The sequence below is a fragment of the Paenibacillus sp. FSL M7-1455 genome (genome assembly GCF_038004655.1).
Taxonomy (GTDB): domain Bacteria; phylum Bacillota; class Bacilli; order Paenibacillales; family Paenibacillaceae; genus Paenibacillus_AQ; species Paenibacillus_AQ cookii.
In genome coordinates, this window is the sequence record NZ_JBBORO010000001.1 from 5,972,550 (window position 1) to 5,990,004 (window position 17,455).

Consider the following 17,455-nt stretch of genomic DNA (forward strand, 5'->3'; position numbering starts at 1 on the left):
AAAAAGAAATAAAAGAGGGGCTGACAAATCAGCCCCTTCAGGCTGTCGAGAAACCCCCTGTTTTTTTGCAGGGGGTTTAAAATTGCCTCGTCGGTCACTGAAGTAGGGTTCTCAGAGCGCTTTAAATCGATTTTTATTTTAAAAGATATGATTCCCCATATAAAAAATAGAGTGTCGAAAAGTCCGTTGGACTTTCTCGACACTCTGGAGGGGCTGACAAATCAGCCCCTTCTCCGTTTCGCATTTCCCTACACCTGGCAAGCAGCAAATATCAGAAATTTCTCCTTACTTATGATACGGTTCAGCGAAAAGATTTCCACATTTAGAATTAGTTGATTAATACTTTTGGTTCCTCATTTGCAGGCCCTACAATCGTGTTTCCGCCGAAACTGAGATGCTGACCATACTTCTCTACGATAAAGTCGTTAAACGATCCGTCTGCATCCACTGTGGCAATGACTGTGGGAGCCCCTTTTTTGGTGAACGTCATTTGATCCTTGTCCCATGCATTTGTTCCTCTTGCTCCCTTATATCCTTTCAAATCAAGATTTAGCATCGTTTTTGCGTCTCTCACTGCATTCTTCATTAATGTATCCAATGTCAGCTTCTTGATCTTTGCATCTTTTGCTTTTTCTTTCTTTTGGAATTCCTCGTAATTATCTATGCTTTTACCATCACTATGATATACGCCTGCTTGGAGCAGTTCCAGCGTTTGTTCTTCAATGGCAAAGCTCGCATTCATCGTTTTGGATTTATACTTATATTGATACACATTCGGTTTGCCATCACGGACAAACACACGATCCAACTTAGCCCCCTGCTTGACCTTTCCATTGGTAAGCTTGGATAATACCTGAGCAGCCGTCTTCTCCACGCTTGCCGGGGCATTGTCAGGGGCATAATTTACGCCGTGCACCTCGCCATTCTCTTCCATATAAACTTGTTTATTTTGCTTGGCATTCGATGAGATCGTACCCACACTGTAGTTTGACTCTGAGATACTTACATACTTTGGTGCTTCCCCTGGGAACAAAGCTTCCCACGTTTTCCCCAGCTCAGTTTGATATTTTCCGCCATTTAAATCTTCATAGTTGACGTTAATATTGATGCTTTCAAGCTTTCCATTCTTTTTATAAGTAATAACATCATATTTGAAATTCTCTCTTTTAAAACTCACAAGATCTTTCATGGCTGTTCCCTGAATTAACTTATAGGTATTTCCTGTCAGCTCTTTCAGTTTATCCTGAGCCTGCTGCATAAGCTTCTGATCCGCCTTAACATTCTGTGAAGCATTGGTATTTACTTTGTTAGGCGAATCTGCCTGAACAGGTGTTTGGCACCCCAGCAAACTTCCTGATAATAACGCTACCCCGAGCATAGGGAAAATTATCTTTTTGTTCATATCGATGAATTCCTTTCTTTGGCTACCTCATGGTTATACTGAAAAGTGCATCTCCAAGCTGCTTTTCCATGCATATCAGTCAATTAACAATTTGAGTTCTTCATTTGGGGGACCTACGATGGTCATTCCATAAAAATCGATTGTCTGACTATACTTATCAATGGTAAAGCTGCTAAACGATCCGTCTTTATTAAATCTAGCAGTAACTGAAGGAGCCCCTTCTTTGGTGAACGTCATATAACCCTCATCCCATTCATTCGCTCCCCTTGCGGCTTTATACCCTTTCAAATCCAGATTTAGCATCGTTTTTGCGTCTTTCACTGCGTTCTTCATCAAAGTGTCTAACGTCAACTTCTTAATCTTTGCACTTTTTTCTTTTTCTCTTTTCTGGAATTCTTCATAACTGTCTACCCCTTTACCATCGGTATGATTTACGTCTGCTTGGAGCAGTTGCAGTGTTTGTTCTTCAATGGCAAAGGTCACGTTCATCGTTTTTGATTTATACTTATATTGATACACATTGGGTTTGCCATCACGGACATACATACGATCCAACTTAGCACCCTGCTTCACCTTTCCATCGGTAAGCTTAGGCAGAACCAGATCAGCCTCTTTCTGCACGCTTGCCGGGGCATCGTCAGGAGCATAATTCACGCCATAAGCCTCGCCATTCTCTTGCATATAAATTTGCTTATTTTGCATAGCATTCGATGAGATTGTACCCGTATAGTAGATTGACTCTGATATATTCACATACTTCGGTTCTTCCCCTGGGAACAAAGCTTCCCACGTTTCCTTCAGTTTGGTTTGATATTTCCCACCGTTTAAATCTTCATAATTGATTTTAATGCTGATCGTTTCGAGCTTTCCGTTAGCTTTATAAGCGATGATATCGTCCTTGAAGTTCTCTCTTTTTAAATGGATAGATTCATTTGCAGCAGTTCCTTGAATCAACTTATACGTATTTCCTGTCAATTCTTTAAGCTTATCCTGGGCCTTTTGCATAAGCGTTTGCTCAGATTTAGCATCTTGTTCAATGCGTATATACTCGTTGTTATGCGAATTAGCTTGAATCGGTGTATCATATCCAAGCAGACTTCCTGATAATAAGGTTGCTCCGATGATAGGAAAAATTATTTTTTTGTTCATACGAATAAACTCCTTTATATTTTTTTACCCACAGCTTTTTAATGGAATGCTTCAGTCACGTTGAAATAAATCTATAGAAGCAGTAGTCATCACCCCCTCTCTAATTGAGCCTAATCCCTGCATTTCCTTGATTAGTCCGTTCCTTTTTCGGATAACTCCTGTAGCTCGATTTCAATACAATAGACCGTTCCTTTAGAGGTGAACAGCGCAGTCACGGCTGGGGAACCCGCTTTTGTGAAAGTTAATGTATCAAACCGTGATTCAAGTTTGGATACGTTATAATCAGTAAGGTCCAAATTCATCCATGCTTTAGCCTGTTTCACGGTTTCCTCACGAATCTTATCCAGCCCAATTGCTTTTGTTTTCTCAACAAGATCTTGATATTTATTTTTATCGTCCAATTTATAAAGATGATCCGACAACGGAAAAGCTAATACCCTTGTGATCTGATTGGTATCTTTTTGTACATCAATGAGGATAGAACCCTTGTTTGTTTCGTACACGAACTTATACACCGGGTTTTGATTGGGTCTTAAGATCATTTGACTTACTGACCGTTTACTTTGTTTAAAATCCCCGACTTTATGAAAAGCTTGATCCGCTGCATCTTTTGCGGCATCTGGAACCTGGTTCTCTCCAATCGTTTGTTTCGCATAAAACCAGTTACCTTGGTCAAATTCGATCGATCTGTTTTCGTTGCGCGCTTCTATATGAAATGTGTTCGCACGATATTCGTACACGATCACTTCATTAATTCCTTCTCCCTGGGGAAAAATCTCATTCCAAACCCTTTGCAGCTGGCTTTTAAATTCTTGGTCCTCAATATCATCAAAGCGAATCATCCCTGTATGAAAATGCTTATTCCCATCCAAATCCTGCGCATAAAGAGTATCCACCTTCTCATTTGGATTTTTTTTCACTTCTTTGACAAAAGGGTTGATATATTCAAGCAAGGATAGCCGCTCTATGGTTTGAGCCATGACAGGAGTTAGAAACACACAAAAAGCAACCAATGCCACGGCGATGACTCCCGCTCTTCTTGTGAAGACCGGCTTTTGGGGTGGCACGCTTTTTGATTCAAGCTTTTCTATAATCTGTTGACTCATGCTGTGCTCCGGCGTCTCCGTATCTCGAATCATTTGCTCCACCTGGTGAATACTTACGGTTTTAGATGGATTTGGTGATCGACGCATTCGCTGTTCCCCCTTCATTAACTTCCTTCGTCTGCAGTTTTTTGCGAAGACGTTCATACTTTTTGCGCACAGTTGCTGGTTTCATATTCATCATTTCACTAATCTCGTTAAAGTGATATCGATGAATCGCCCGGAGAACCAATATATGTCTCTCTTCCGTCGTCAGTAAATTTAGAATTTCCTTCAGTGTCGTTTGACTGTCGATTTGCTCAGTCGAGGCCTCAGGCTGATCATATCTATAACGATCTATAAAACGAAGCCACCTTTTTTTGCCCCTGATTTGATTCAGACTGTAATTGTAGGCAATTTTGTACAGCCATGCCGAGAAAGTCATATTTGGACGATACTTATGTATCTGTTCATACACTCTAATAAATATTTCTTGCAGCGCATCCTCGGCTTCTTCCTTGCTTTTGAGCATATGGTAACAATAGATATACATTGGTTTTTCAAATTTTCTTATAATTGACGCGAAAGCTTCCTTATCACCAAGCTTAGTCCTTTCAATCAGCATCTCAATTTCTTCTGAGTTTGATTTATACTCTCTTTGCTGTCTATCCAAAAATCATCCCCCCTCCTGGCTACACTCTTAATACACCAATGCAGCTCATTTTGTGACAGCAGCATCAAAAATAATACTTGATAACATCATCGGCTCGATCTTGAAATGATGAACAAGAAAAAAAATATTTACGGGTATAAAACACTAGGAAATCCTTGTTTTCCAATTGTAACGTACGAAGCCGGCAAATTATTCAGTACTCCTAGAGGGGCTGCTTTATCCACTTATTCACGGCCTGCTTGCAGACGGACTGATCGAGGTAGGTCCCCGATGAACAGACGGAGGACGATTGAAAAACATACGCATTGCATCACGGGAAGAACAGGAGATCTATTCGAATGGGGGAATGCGGAATTAGCGAACCAAATGCATTGTTTCGTAAGCGAATTGGCATGCCAGAAAACGAAAAATAACATTTGCCGCTACCGCCAGTTCCTTTGACCGGGGGAGACTGTAGCTTCGCGCAACGGGGCATTTCGGGCACGGAAAACGTACAGTGAACACGGGGACTATGTGTTGGAAATGAAACTGAAGCATAAGGATAACGAATGGAGACTTGGGTATGTCTTCAATTCCGGAAATCCGGTCGATGATGTGGCAGAATTAAAAGAAAATCAGACATCATCGCCGAATATCCGGATTCGCCATTCAAGGCTTAAGACAGTTGATTGTGAAGTACACGAAACTGAAAAAGCATCGTGCTATGCGATTGAAAGGATTTTCATGGGAATATCAATTTCTTGTTATGATTGCGAGCTTTCAAGAGCCGCGGTGCGGTAATTGTTATTTTGCTCAACGGTGGCTTCTGAAATTGCCTTCTTCAGCTCTATAGCGTTCAAATTCACGCCAGTAGTGGGGGTTCCAATCTGGACACGCCATGAATCGTCAATGGTACCCCCATCGACAGGATCGAATCCGAGTGTATCGATAAGCTTCATCACAACCGCTTTGGACGCAGGATCGTCTGCAAAAACCGACAGCGCAATTCGATTCTCAACGCCTTCGGGTTTTGCTAGATCAATAATACTCTGAGCCACGATGTGGTTGAACGCTTTGACGACTGGGGCTCCGATATGCTGCTCCACCCAACGGCTTTCCGTTTTAATGCTGCCATCAAGGAGCTGTTCAATTCTTCCATCCCGTTGTACAACATAATTGCTTGCATCAATAATAATAGCTTTATCCTGCCTAAGATCGAACACTCCGCGAGGAAGTGAAGCAATTTTGATGAAAGGGATTGCAAGAATAATAAGATCGGCTCCACGAACTGCTTCTTCAATAGTCACCGGACTCGCTCCGGTGAGGACTGCAACATCTGCCAATGTGTCCGGTCCGCGTGAATTTGAGATGTTAACCTGATAACCCAAAGCAACAAACTGTTTGGCCAATGTTGATCCGAGAACGCCAGCTCCAATAATTCCAATATTCATGCCTATACTCCTCCAATTCAAATTTAATATGGAAACGCTGTCCTAAACAGAACAGAACAGTTCTGTTCATTTTAAAGTATAGCTTTGTCCAATGTCAAGAAAGAAGAGAGAATGGGCAGACGCTGCACAACTATTGGTTAAGGTGCAGATCGATTAGGCTGACCGATGCTTTTTTTAATTGTTCTCCTGCAATGTCTGCTCCCATAATCGGTGCTGTGGATAAAGCGCCATTAATGAGCAGCAGAAGCTGGTCAGCCAATGTATCGTCTGTAGCCCCGGCTTCTTTTGTGAGACGCTGTAGGAGATTCCTTAACTTATGGATACGCTCTTGAACAAGATTTTGGATAGGATGCTCGCTTGAAAATTCGGCTTGGGCATTCAAAAAAACACAACCACGATTTCTAGGTTCTGTCAACGATGTCTTAACACTTTCCACTATCGCTAATATTTGCATACGTGGCGCCCCCTCGTAGACAGAGATGGCATCTTCAAATAGAACCCACGAACTTTCATTTTGTTCTTCTAGGTAAGCGATAATCAGATCATCTTTTGAAGGAAAATGACGATATAACGTACCTTTGCTCACTCCGGATACTTCCACAATTTTATCAACACCTACGGCACGGATTCCCTCGTTATAAAATAACTCAGAAGCTACGTCCAAAATTTTTTGACGAGCCGATTTATAGGTTTTGTTCATTTATAACCACCTGACCTATCTATAAAAATGAGAAAACTCCGCCTTTTAATGAGGCAGTTCTATAGTACCACCCCTTTCTTTTTACTACAATGAATGGATAATTTGACGATTCAGCTCCCGTTTAATTGTAAAATGATCATCACAGTTTCACATATTCTGAAACTAAGTTCCTGCGTCGAGCCGGGGCACTCACAACGTCCGCGACCTCGGCAACGTCGGGCTGAACCGTGAGGACGGCAGTAAAGAACCCCAATTTTCCGCCGTCACTTATGATACGGTTCAGCTTAACGGAGCTATCGGTGAAAAATACTAAGGGGGTTCCCTTCCGCTGTTCTTTATAATATGACAACGGTCTGTCATACATCTTCATTTCAATCGGTTCAGATGGGCACCTGTCCGTTATACATATGCTTTCTACCCGTCACCCACTATATATCCCTCATGCTTTACGAACAGATGGCGAATAAAATACGTCACTATGCATATGAAGAATTCTGTCCCAGTTGCCGGGATTCGTCGTATCTGGAGAGCGGTGCTCTAGAATGTCCTGATATAGGGTTGTTTTTTCCTCCAAATGGGCAACGTGCAGTTTAGCTTCCTCGAGCTTAGCAAGCGCCGCCTCTTTATGCTCCATCATGAGTTTGTAGCGCTGAGGAATGGTCGAATCCCCTTCGAGGCATAAATCGATGTACTTTTTTATGAGTTCAATGGGCATCCCGGATTGCTTGAGGCATTTGACGCCATGCAGCCAGTTGATCGATTCTTCATCGAACATCCGGATATTATTCTCATTGCGCTGTACACTCGGCACCAAACCTTTATCTGTGTAAAAGCGCACGGCGTGCTCGGTGAGTCCTGTTATCTGGGCGGCGTCTTTAACCGTATGCATGCAGAATCCTCCTAGGAAAACAATTTTTAAAGACAGCTTGACTTCGTGTAACGCGAAGGTTCTAAGCTGATTGTAACGCAAATTGGTTATAAACGGAATCTCCGCTCTGTAGTACCGTCCCCACGGGATTCGCTGCCGTTTGCCGTTATTTATTTGAACAATAGGAGGAATTACAATGCAAACCGTAACGTTGAACAACGGAGTGAAAATGCCGATCATCGGCTTCGGGGTCTACCAGGTTCCTGATGCCGAGGAATGCGAGCGTGCAGTATATGAAGCACTAACGACCGGTTACCGCCTAATCGACACCGCCGCCGGTTATCTGAACGAGGAAGCGGTCGGACGCGCGATTAAGCGCAGCGGCGTACCGCGAGAGGAGCTTTTTATTACGACCAAACTTTGGGTTCAGGATGCCGGCTACGAGAGTGCCAAGCTGGCGTTTGCTAAATCCTTGAAGAAGCTGCAACTCGACTATCTCGATCTGTACCTTATACATCAGCCGTTCGGCGATTACTACGGTGCTTGGCGTGCAATGGAAGAGATGTACAGTGAAGGCAAAATTAGGGCAATCGGAGTCAGCAACTTCCTGCCCGACCGTCTGATGGATCTCATCGTGCATAATGAAATCGTGCCCGCCGTCAACCAGATTGAAACGCATCCGTTCTATCAGCAGACGGAGACCACCGATTTTATGAAAGAGCAGGGAGTTCAACACCAGTCGTGGGCGCCGTTCGCTGAAGGACGGGGCAACATGTTCGGCAACAAACTGCTGACCTCGATTGCTGTTAAACACAACAAGTCCGTCGCCCAAGTCGTATTGCGCTGGCTTGTTCAGCGCGAAGTCGTTGTCATTCCAAAATCGGTGCGCAAAGAGCGGATCGTAGAAAACTTCGATATTTTCGACTTTGAGTTAAGCGCGGATGACATGAAACAAATTTCCACCCTCGATACGCGGGAAAGTCTCTTCTTATCGTACCGCGACCCAGAAGTCGCCAAGATGATGGGCAGCTGGAGAGTCGATCTGTAACCTCGCTGAAACACAAATTCATTACGCGTATATCTCCATCTATTAAGAAAGTACAGGGCTGATGCCCTGTACTTTCTTGTATTAGAGTTAGCTTTAATCATGGAACGTATTTCGCGCCCCAAAGCATGCTAAGGGGAATGCAAATGGTCGAGATCTCTGTTTCATGGTATTTTAGAACGTTTGCTTCGCCCTACTTATGATATGGTTCACCGCACTGTCAGTAACGGCAAGTTTTAAGGCCATCCACATGGGATGGCCCCTTCTTTTGTTTGCTAATTGTTCACAGGAAGCGTAAATTCTAGTTCCGGGATGTATTCCTTGCCCATTCCTTCTTTCAAGAGGTATGGTTTGACCGTGACCATCTTCGGAAAACTAGGGAACGGAGTAAATTCGACCGTGCTCACATACGTCCCGGAGTCTGCTCCAGGACTACCGCTTCCGGACATAACATTGGCGTATTCCCCGCGTTCATTCTGTATGTCGTACTGGAGGGAGTCTCCTATCTCTGCATCCACTTTGCCGGAAAGGTTTACTTCTAGTTGCGAGGTAGCCTCTGTCATCTCGAGCTTTGTGATACGCATGGCTAGTTCGTTGTAGGACTTCGTCTCCTCGGATGCTAGTACGATCGACTGGCTTGTTGTTTTCTTGACCGGGAATGATAGCGTAAAATACTGCCCAATAGTTGCATCCCGAATCACTACTTCCAGATTGAACGCATCTGGCAATTCAAACGAAGTCGTATGCGTCTCCGAAACAGACGGCTGTATCGTCAATATGGACGAATTGTGGTGTAGAATATCTGAAGCCAGAGCCGTTGCCACTTTCAGCTTCTTGCCGTTCGCCCGAACTTCGATCATGCTGGATTCTTTACCCTGCCTCTTCCACATTTCCGTCAATTCCTCGAGCGTAGCATTCGTCCATTTCTTCAGAGGCGGATTCTTGCCATCGTCCGTTTCCCTGGTCAGCACCATGGACATACGGGTCCCGTCGTACATCATCTCGGATATTTTAAAGGTTACGCCATCATGCGACTCGCTCGCATTAATCTTTGCGGTCATACCTTGCTTGGACGCAGTCTTCAAACCGGTATCGCCTGCCTCGACGAACAGACTGCCAACTAGCGGCAACTTGCTCAATGCATTGGCCATTGCCGGATTGACGAACCCTGCGCCAAGGATGCATAATAACACCACTGCTGTAGACGCTGTGATCAAACTTGCTGTGCGCACCCGGCGTCTGACCGGTTGCACGCGACCGATCTTGGGCATCCCCTGCAGTCTTGCCATAACCGCCTCAGCCGTGCGCTCCGGATCAGCGTGTATATAGGTTGGCTTTGCTTGACGAATACGAATTTCCAAGATCATCCGACTCCCCTCTGGTTAACATTGACTTCAACTGCTCTCTCCCTCTCGCCAGCCGTGTCTTGATTGCACCTTCACTTAACTGGAGGGCGTAAGCGATCTCCCTGACCGACAAGTCCTCAAAATAATACAAGATGATCGGCGTTCGAAATTTCTCGTCCAGATCTATGATGGCTGCATAAACTTCCTTGTCCCTGCTCTGTTGCAGGTAAATGTCTTCCGTGCTCTTACTCCTCTGCTCAGGCAGAAGGTCAGTCGGTTGCTCTCTCCGATATTTGCGTTTTGTATTCAGACACAGGTTAATAACGATACGTACCAGCCACGGGTACGGACGCTCAGGATCTCTTAATTGTCTAATCGAGAGATACGCTTGCACCATTGCTTCCTGCACAATATCCTCTGACCTGTTATGATCGCGCACGTATGTGTATGCGACATAACGTAATCGGTCATTGTAATCCCGGATCCATTGATTAAGTTGATCCATCTTTTCCAATTGACTCTCACCCTCTTCCTATCATAATGACAAATGAACTCAGGAAAAGTTTCATATAAAATTTACCTATATTAGATTGAGCGTCGGTCTGTATTTAAGACCTGCCTTTAACGAAGAACCGATTCAAACACTTTTCAAGACATATATCATAATCTTGATCTTGCTCTAAGCCCCTTTTCGAAGGGGTATTTTCTTTTTCAGGAGGGATTCAGAAATGAAGATCATCAAGACCCCTCACGACCTTGTCGTCCTGCGCCAAGGTGGAACACTTCCTAAGGAGCTCCTCGACCTGATCGACGACTACTTTCTACAATTAAGGGACGAACTGAGGAGGATAGCGAGTTTCGGTTGGACAAGCACGGCTACATCGTAGTTCTCGAAGCGGGGGACAACGTCCGCGATCTCGGCAATGTCGAGCTCAAGCGCGAAAATAGCGGACTGCTGGGCAGTTGCCCCGAGTACGCCGAACTGCTCGATGTTGGCGAAATCCTTCAAGCGTACAAAGTCGCGGTGCTGTACGACAACGACTACCTGATGACGTTCTTCACACAGGCCGGAGTACACGATGAGGAGGTGGAACAACGGCTGAAAAATCAAGCGGAAAGAAACTGACGGCAAACGAACTGATTCTCCAGAAGTTGAAAGAAACGTTCGATCAAGACGAAAACGTAGCCAATGACTGATCGGAAGCCGACGCACCGCGTCCGCGTTGTCCTGCGAACTACGGACGCCCAAACAGGAACGAATCCCTATGTTGACGGCTCTGACTTCTTCCTCGCCGTCGACGAGCAGGAACAGACGGCGGACTTTGTTTGGGAAGACGTAAGCTTCGGGGATGCCCCTCTTTTTCACGGAGGAGACCTTCCCAGCGCCGTCCGCTGGGTGAAAGAACTGGGCGAGCCTTTCCACTGTCTGTACGATGACCCCTTTCTCTCAACAACCCCGGGAAACATTGCCGACCAAGAATAGAGAAAAAAGCGAAAGTACTGTCTTGCCGCTTTGGGCGCAACTGACGCTTTTGTTGCCGCCTCCATCTGCCTGGTACAAGCCCAGGCTCTTTTTTTCTACGAAAAGTCCCCAATTACAAATAGATATTATTAACTAGCATATAGAATTGATGCCTAATCGATAGGCAATCTTGCCGGATCATAGGGAACGCAGAAGAAAAAGTGAGATATAGCGAGATCTCGGGGACCATCCTCCGTCCATGAAGTCCTGTTCCTTCCGTGGGATGTGACGAGGATGTTCCATCAAAAAATGATAACCCTATGTACCTTTTCAGTGTTTCCATAGCCCGAGACCTGCACACATATATACAAATCCATGCCCGCAAGGAATTCCGCAAAAAAACTTGCCCTTATTTATGATACGGTTCAGCTTAACGGAGCTATCGGCGAAAAATACGAAAGGAGCTTACCGTAGCAGCTCCTTTTTTGTAGATATGAACTTGATCTTACTATCAACGAACGGTCGGCGCGCTGTTATCTTAGTAAGAAGTTTTCATAAGAGCTTCTCAAGGACTCTATGACAGTTACAATAACGCTCAGAAACTGGCGCTCCTTCCCTGTATCAATAATGTTTTTCTAATCATGGAACTTCAAATCTCTATTTTTGTCTCCAGAAACTCACGGTACTTTGGGTCATCTTCCATAATGGACATCCCCAATAGCCACATAGATCCACGTTGCGGCCTCCCATTCTTGATGTTTTTCCGGCAATAATCGGAAGGCCGCAACATACTTATTCTTGCCCTCCTCAAGAAGGCCTTCTCTCACCAAATCATCACCTTGTTTACACAGCGCGGGTAATTTCTCTGCCCTGTTCATTATACTTAAAGATGCGAACCGTGCCGCCCAGAACAAAAACTGCATGCTGAAATATATGACCCTCGCGATGGACAGGGGCGTACTTGGCCAGACGGTTCTAATTTCGCACTGCAACCAATACGAGTCAGGAATAGAGGTCAAGCAGGGGAACATTATGGATGCTTTATTTTTAATGGTAGTATACCGATGCTGGGCGTACACTGCCAAAAGGATCGTTAAGCTCTGGCTTACGCTTCAAATGCAGTACGAAGAAGAAATATTGAAGCTATGAATCTTAAAAGCTCATTTTCCCCTATATATGCCCACTCAATAGTATCCTAATAAGCACGTAACACTTCTGTTTTATTACACTATAAGATTCTACCGTTTTTTTATACTCTACCAAAGCCCTCGTAGGCTCTGTTTTTCGGATGAGGACGAAACCACGATGCTGCAAGGGCCAATAGGGAAGTCCATAGCAATGCAATGATGACCCAGTGGTAGCCGTGAAGGATGAAAGCAAAATCAACGTTCGAAATCACAGCGTTTTTTCCTGAGTACAGCACGTTCTTCATATGGGCCGGTAGGGCAGCACTGACAATGGTTAAAGAAAGGGCCGTACTCAGCACCTGGCCCAAGTTATAGAGCATGGACCGCAGCCCATTGGCCATCCCTCGGCTGTTCTCAGGAACGGACGACATGATCTCCATCGTATTGGGCGTAAGAAATAAGCCAGTCCCGATCCCGATTAACAGCATCCCGCATGCGGTGGCCCCGTAAGGGAAATTCCCCCCGATTACGAATAAGAGCATCAGTAGCCCTGCTATCGATAGGAGTATTCCAAGCGAGGATAGGAGTCGAAGGGCGATTCTCTTGGTTAACAAGCCGGCAATGGGGGATATAATCAACATCCCTATCGTAATTGGAAGAATCCTTAGACCGGCATCAAGTGCGTTTTGATGGAAGGCAAATTGGTAGTACAGCGCGAAAAGCACGGCAACAGCCGTGCGAGCAAAGGAATGAAAGAAGGTGGCGATATTCGCCATACCGAACATCCAATTTTTAAAAAGGCTTATATCCAGCAAAGGTGAAGCTGATCGATGCTCATACCATAAAAATATAGGGGTTATGATCGCGAATACAGCAAAACCTCCAATCACTTGCTTGTCTCCCCAGCCCAACTCTCCCCCCTTGGATAGAGCAATAATTAAACCAGCTAAAGCGATAAAGACCAAGATACCCCCATATCGATCGACTTGGGTACGAGGCTCTGTTAGCGGCTTCTCCTTTAGAATCCGGAGGCCCCAGATGAAGGCGATGATCCCGAAGGGGACATTGAACCAGAATACCCACCTCCAGCCCCAAGCAGTGGTTACCAGGCCACCTGCGACGGGGCCTAGCACCTGCGCGATGGAAGCGGACAAAATATTCAGGCCTAGACCGGTGCCAAGCTTCGATTTGGGAAAAGCATCGGTTATCAGCGGCGTTGTGTTCGTCACCACGAGAGCTCCTCCGGCAGCCTGTATGATGCGGAGAAGAATGAGTACATCTGCGCTCGGGGAATAGCCAAGAAGCAGACTCGCTACGGTAAAGACGGCCAATCCTATTAAGTACATCCTTCTTCTTCCGAAGATATCCGAAATTTGACCGAAGACCAAAATCAGAATGGTGTTGACCAGCATGTAGGAAAGTAAAATCCAGCTGGAGCTTGCTGCATCTGCATGAAAATACCGGCTTATTTCCGGCAAGGCGACATTTAGCGTTCCGATATTGATCAGAACCAGAAACGCACCGAGACTGGTTACGGATAGGACATACCAGGGGTACATCCGGTCATTCTGGGGTCTTCCCCTTGAGCTCATAGAGATCGACCTCCTGCAATAGCCTTAGGATTCCGCTTCAGAAAGGGCAGTGATGATTTCTTGTGTGGTACGAATACGCCCGATGCGCGGGAAAATATAGTTCTTCACGTAATCATGCTCGGCTTGGGAAAATCCGGTCATCGCATCAATCGCAAAAATCTGCTGATAGCCACGCATAAACGCTTCCCGCGCAGTTGTATCAACACCAAGTCCGGTTGCGATACCGCATAAGACGATGGTGTCGATTCCCCTGCGGCGCAGCTGCAGGTCCAGCTCTGTACCGTAAAAGGCTCCCCACTGCTTCTTGGTAATGATGTGGTCTGAATCGGCGACCCGCATTTCCGGGACGATCTCATCCCATCCCTCAGGCAGATTCAGTGCAGGTGCAGGGGTATCCAGCTTCGGTTTAGGGATATCCTTCAGGTCTTTGCTGGATACCCGGACCAGGGCAACCATAGAGCCTTGCTTACGGAATACATCTGCCAAGACGGCGGCGTTGGATACCACCTGCTCGGCGGAATAAGGGGCGTATTGGTTCCCTAACCACTTTTGCAGATCAATGACAACCAGCGCTGTTTTTTTCGGATCAAGTAATTTTTCCATACCGACATTCTCCTCATTATTTTATTTGACTGAAGATTAAAAAACGTGAACAAATGGTCATTTGACTTCATGTTTCATATTTTGTACTATGATTCATAGTATGTCAAGGAGGGAGAATCATCTTTATGGTTGTGACAAGGGAAGAGGTCGTTCAATCAGCAACGAGGCTTTTTAAGGAACGCGGGTTTCTTTCGACGACGATACAGGATATTGCCGATGATTGCGGCATTTCCAAAGGATCGGTCTATAAATACTTTCCTTCCAAAGAGGATCTCTTTAGCGAGGTATTTAATCAATGTCATAACAACTATTTTGATCAAGTCGATGAGCTAACACGCCTTCCCGGACTATCGCCGGAAGAACAGTTTGTTCAGCAGATCGTTTTGCGATTCCGCTACTTTATGGAATACAAACATATTCTGGTCGAATTTACTGAGCTCCCTATTCAACAGGATCCCAAGTTCCAGCCGCTCAGACACAAGGTTAGGGGACGGCTTATCCGATGGCATAGAGAGTGCTTGCTGCATGTGTATGGCGAGGAAATCCAACCGTATCTATGGGATTTGGTAGCCATCTATCGGGCGATTCTGAAGGAATATCTATTTTGGATTGTATATGAGGAGAGGTCGTTATCACTCGAGGAAACGGCGAGGTTCATCTTGGACAAGCTCCATGTGCTCGTTAAGCATATGATGACGTCCGATCTTAAGCCTATGCTAAACCAAGCTTCATTCGAGAGGTATCTAAACTGGGGATTCGAGGATCGCCAGAGTGAGAAGGAGCAGATTCTTTCAGAACTGTTTCGGGAGATGGATACAGCCATTAACACGATTCCGGCCGGTGCCGTACATCGTTCGGAAATAAGGGAGCTTTACCGTTTTATCCAGACGGAGGTTAACAAGGAAGCAGCGAATCATTCGTTAATACAGGCCTCGCTGTACTATTTGGAGAGGGAGAAGGAACTTAAAAGTCTGGTCGTTCAGTTAAGGAATATTATATTCTCGGGCATTTAGCCTGATGGAATGGTACTTATACGTTCTTATAATGAGGATATAGTACGAATAGTACCTGAGACGCACAAATTTGACATTTTACTTGCGTGGGTACGGCCACCATTACGAAAGGAGAAGAAATAAGGACTACTTATGACACGGCATTTTTGCAGACCAAATTTCTAGTATAGGGTCGATTTGCAAGTGAGCACATTCGGAATCATTCTCGGCCTCATTGTTGGTATTGTCCTATTTATCGTGCTGAATCGGATGTTCAGCATTACCTTCGGCGGGTTCAACAGCATGATCGTCGTTTTCGGCATCTGCGTCATGATCGGTTTCGCCATTGTAGAGTTAGGAATCGGCTTTATCAAACACCATTACATCTGGACTGTCATCATTGTCGTCGTCCTTGCGCTAATCGCTTATGGAGCCAAGAAGGGAGTTCCAGAGAACCAGCAGGAATAACCCCAATGAATTATGAATTTCCCAAACCAGACGGAAGGATTTTCCTGACATGTCGAGAATTATTGTTCGATGTCGAAAAAAAACAAAGAGGGGATACTAGAAAATGAAGTTTTCGAAAGTCAAAGTCATTGTCGCCTTAATCTGTGTGTTTTTGCTTGGGTTCGGAGTAGCCACAGCAGCCACGAACCCCATTCTCAAGATTGGGCTGGACGGGTTTACCCTAAACATGACTTCAAGTAAGGGGAAGATTCAAGTCGGAAACAAAATGGTTCCCGCAACGATCGCTCAGAACGGGACTACATACATCGCTGCACCAGCCATCGGAACGGTCTTCCAGGCAAATTATGCATTCGACTCCAAGACGAACACCTTCATGTTCAATAGCTATAAGAAAGATCAGGACAAAGCGCAAATTCAGAAGCTTCAAGGCCAGGTCTCGACTCTTAAGCAGCTTCTCGCCCAGGCACAATCAACCAAAAATAAGGCAGAAGGCTGGTTGGAATATCATTCAAAGCATTTTACGCTACTATACACGAAGCAATATGAAAAGGACGTAGAAAAAGCCGCTGCCGATTTCGAACAGGGTTACAACGTCGCAACCACAGAGTTTGCATCTCTCGTGCCAGAGATCGGTAGCATTCTGAACGACGGTCTTCATCCAATCTATATTTATTTGCATCCTGTTGCGATCGATAATATTGATGAGGGAAACGCCTATAATAAAACCTATGGCACTGACAATGTATTGAAGACAGAGATTCACGTTCTGACGCCGTCCGCTTATCAGAAAAAGTGCTGTACGCTCGCGGGAGACACCTACGATGACCCGTCTTACTTCACCCATTTGTTCAAGCACGAATACCTCCACACGCCGCAAACTCTTTTACAAGAAACAATTCGCCGGGGAGATAAAACAGGATGGTTTACCGGTGGAGAAGAGATGCAGTGGATCAAGGAAGGACAAGCAGAATACCTGGCGGCAAAAGGTACCGACGATCTCAAGAAAGACAAGATGCACTGGAAGCCAATCATACTTGAGAAGCCTCAGGAGCATATCATCATTTATAAAGACAATATTTCCGTGAAAACACAGTATATCGGCGGTTACATGTTTACAGCATTCTTGTACGAAACCTACGGTAGCGACAAATTCAACAGTTTCCTGGCTAGCACACAGCCGACGATGGAAAAGGCCTTTGTTCAAACGTTTGGCAGCCTCGAACAAGTCAACACGAAATGGCTGGAGTGGTTGAAAAAGTAGGCGCTAGCCGACATGGTGAGAAGATCCGATTCTTCCTATTTGGGAATCGGGTTTTCTTTTTTTCGTTTTGGTGAGATCACCCCTCCCTTCCAATTCTCTGACTCGATCAAGACGGGTAACATAGCCTACCAGCGTCATACACCTTCCAAAATGCACTCTCCCCAACCGACATATATAATAAAGAAAGAATAGGAACGAAAAAGGGAGGAAGCATTATCAACATGAACAGTAACATCCTTAGATTATCACCAAAGG

17 protein-coding genes are annotated in these 17,455 nt (G+C 45.1%); 6 read left to right on the top strand and 11 right to left on the bottom strand.

The window, feature by feature from the left end:
* Positions 1-328: 328 nt before the first annotated feature.
* The 7 genes from NYE48_RS27185 to NYE48_RS27215 all read right to left on the bottom strand — a co-directional run bounded on the left by NYE48_RS27185 (position 329) and on the right by NYE48_RS27215 (position 7,325).
* On the bottom strand, positions 329-1,402 hold the full coding sequence (locus NYE48_RS27185) for a hypothetical protein (protein WP_341000537.1): 1,074 nt from the start codon (positions 1,400-1,402) through the stop codon (positions 329-331).
* A 75-nt stretch (positions 1,403-1,477) separates the two neighbouring features.
* Positions 1,478-2,551, bottom strand: a complete 1,074-nt coding sequence (locus NYE48_RS27190; protein ID WP_341000538.1) for a hypothetical protein — start codon at positions 2,549-2,551, stop codon at positions 1,478-1,480.
* 131 nt (positions 2,552-2,682) lie between these two features.
* Positions 2,683-3,744 (bottom strand): hypothetical protein, encoded by a 1,062-nt coding sequence (locus NYE48_RS27195; protein ID WP_341000539.1) that lies wholly within the window; start codon positions 3,742-3,744, stop codon positions 2,683-2,685.
* Entirely contained in the window at positions 3,719-4,306 is a 588-nt protein-coding gene (locus NYE48_RS27200; protein WP_339322767.1) for an RNA polymerase sigma factor, read from the bottom strand. The genes NYE48_RS27195 and NYE48_RS27200 overlap by 26 nt, the downstream gene beginning before the upstream one ends.
* A gap of 743 nt (positions 4,307-5,049) precedes the next feature.
* Positions 5,050-5,736 carry an NADPH-dependent F420 reductase gene (locus tag NYE48_RS27205; RefSeq protein ID WP_339322769.1) on the bottom strand — a complete coding sequence of 229 codons (687 nt, stop codon included), beginning with the start codon at positions 5,734-5,736 and terminating at the stop codon, positions 5,050-5,052.
* Positions 5,737-5,866: 130 nt separating this feature from the next.
* Positions 5,867-6,436 carry a TetR/AcrR family transcriptional regulator gene (locus NYE48_RS27210; protein WP_339322770.1) on the bottom strand — a complete coding sequence of 190 codons (570 nt, stop codon included), beginning with the start codon at positions 6,434-6,436 and terminating at the stop codon, positions 5,867-5,869.
* Positions 6,437-6,875: 439 nt separating this feature from the next.
* On the bottom strand, positions 6,876-7,325 hold the full coding sequence (locus tag NYE48_RS27215; protein WP_339322775.1) for a MerR family transcriptional regulator: 450 nt from the start codon (positions 7,323-7,325) through the stop codon (positions 6,876-6,878).
* A 175-nt stretch (positions 7,326-7,500) separates the two neighbouring features.
* Here NYE48_RS27215 and NYE48_RS27220 point away from each other — a divergent pair, with 175 nt between their 5' ends.
* The gene (locus NYE48_RS27220) at positions 7,501-8,352 is read left to right on the top strand and encodes an aldo/keto reductase (protein ID WP_341000540.1); all 852 of its coding nucleotides are present in this window, start codon (positions 7,501-7,503) and stop codon (positions 8,350-8,352) included.
* 272 nt (positions 8,353-8,624) lie between these two features.
* Here NYE48_RS27220 and NYE48_RS27225 read toward each other — a convergent pair whose 3' ends face one another.
* Positions 8,625-9,710, bottom strand: a complete 1,086-nt coding sequence (locus tag NYE48_RS27225; protein ID WP_341000541.1) for a DUF4179 domain-containing protein — start codon at positions 9,708-9,710, stop codon at positions 8,625-8,627.
* Entirely contained in the window at positions 9,664-10,200 is a 537-nt protein-coding gene (locus NYE48_RS27230; protein ID WP_341000739.1) for an RNA polymerase sigma factor, read from the bottom strand. Before NYE48_RS27230 ends, NYE48_RS27225 begins: the two co-directional genes overlap by 47 nt.
* 357 nt (positions 10,201-10,557) lie before the next feature.
* Here NYE48_RS27230 and NYE48_RS27235 point away from each other — a divergent pair, with 357 nt between their 5' ends.
* Together NYE48_RS27235 and NYE48_RS27240 are read left to right on the top strand one after the other, a co-directional pair.
* Complete coding sequence (locus NYE48_RS27235) at positions 10,558-10,821, top strand: hypothetical protein (protein WP_341000542.1); 264 nt, start codon at positions 10,558-10,560, stop codon at positions 10,819-10,821.
* Between the two features lie 63 nt (positions 10,822-10,884).
* Positions 10,885-11,178, top strand: a complete 294-nt coding sequence (locus NYE48_RS27240) for a hypothetical protein (RefSeq protein WP_341000543.1) — start codon at positions 10,885-10,887, stop codon at positions 11,176-11,178.
* Positions 11,179-12,406: 1,228 nt separating this feature from the next.
* Here NYE48_RS27240 and NYE48_RS27245 read toward each other — a convergent pair.
* A complete protein-coding gene (locus tag NYE48_RS27245) occupies positions 12,407-13,876 on the bottom strand; it encodes an MFS transporter (RefSeq protein WP_341000544.1) in 1,470 nt (489 codons plus the stop codon).
* A 24-nt stretch (positions 13,877-13,900) separates the two neighbouring features.
* Positions 13,901-14,479, bottom strand: a complete 579-nt coding sequence (locus NYE48_RS27250) for a hydrolase (protein WP_341000545.1) — start codon at positions 14,477-14,479, stop codon at positions 13,901-13,903.
* 125 nt (positions 14,480-14,604) lie between these two features.
* On the opposite strand from NYE48_RS27250, the gene NYE48_RS27255 reads away from it, so the two are divergent.
* The 3 genes from NYE48_RS27255 to NYE48_RS27265 all read left to right on the top strand — a co-directional run bounded on the left by NYE48_RS27255 (position 14,605) and on the right by NYE48_RS27265 (position 17,200).
* Entirely contained in the window at positions 14,605-15,492 is an 888-nt protein-coding gene (locus tag NYE48_RS27255; protein WP_341000546.1) for a TetR/AcrR family transcriptional regulator, read from the top strand.
* A 183-nt stretch (positions 15,493-15,675) separates the two neighbouring features.
* Positions 15,676-15,939 (top strand): hypothetical protein, encoded by a 264-nt coding sequence (locus NYE48_RS27260; RefSeq protein ID WP_341000547.1) that lies wholly within the window; start codon positions 15,676-15,678, stop codon positions 15,937-15,939.
* Between the two features lie 103 nt (positions 15,940-16,042).
* Entirely contained in the window at positions 16,043-17,200 is a 1,158-nt protein-coding gene (locus NYE48_RS27265) for a hypothetical protein (RefSeq protein WP_341000548.1), read from the top strand.
* Positions 17,201-17,455: the final 255 nt, after the last annotated feature.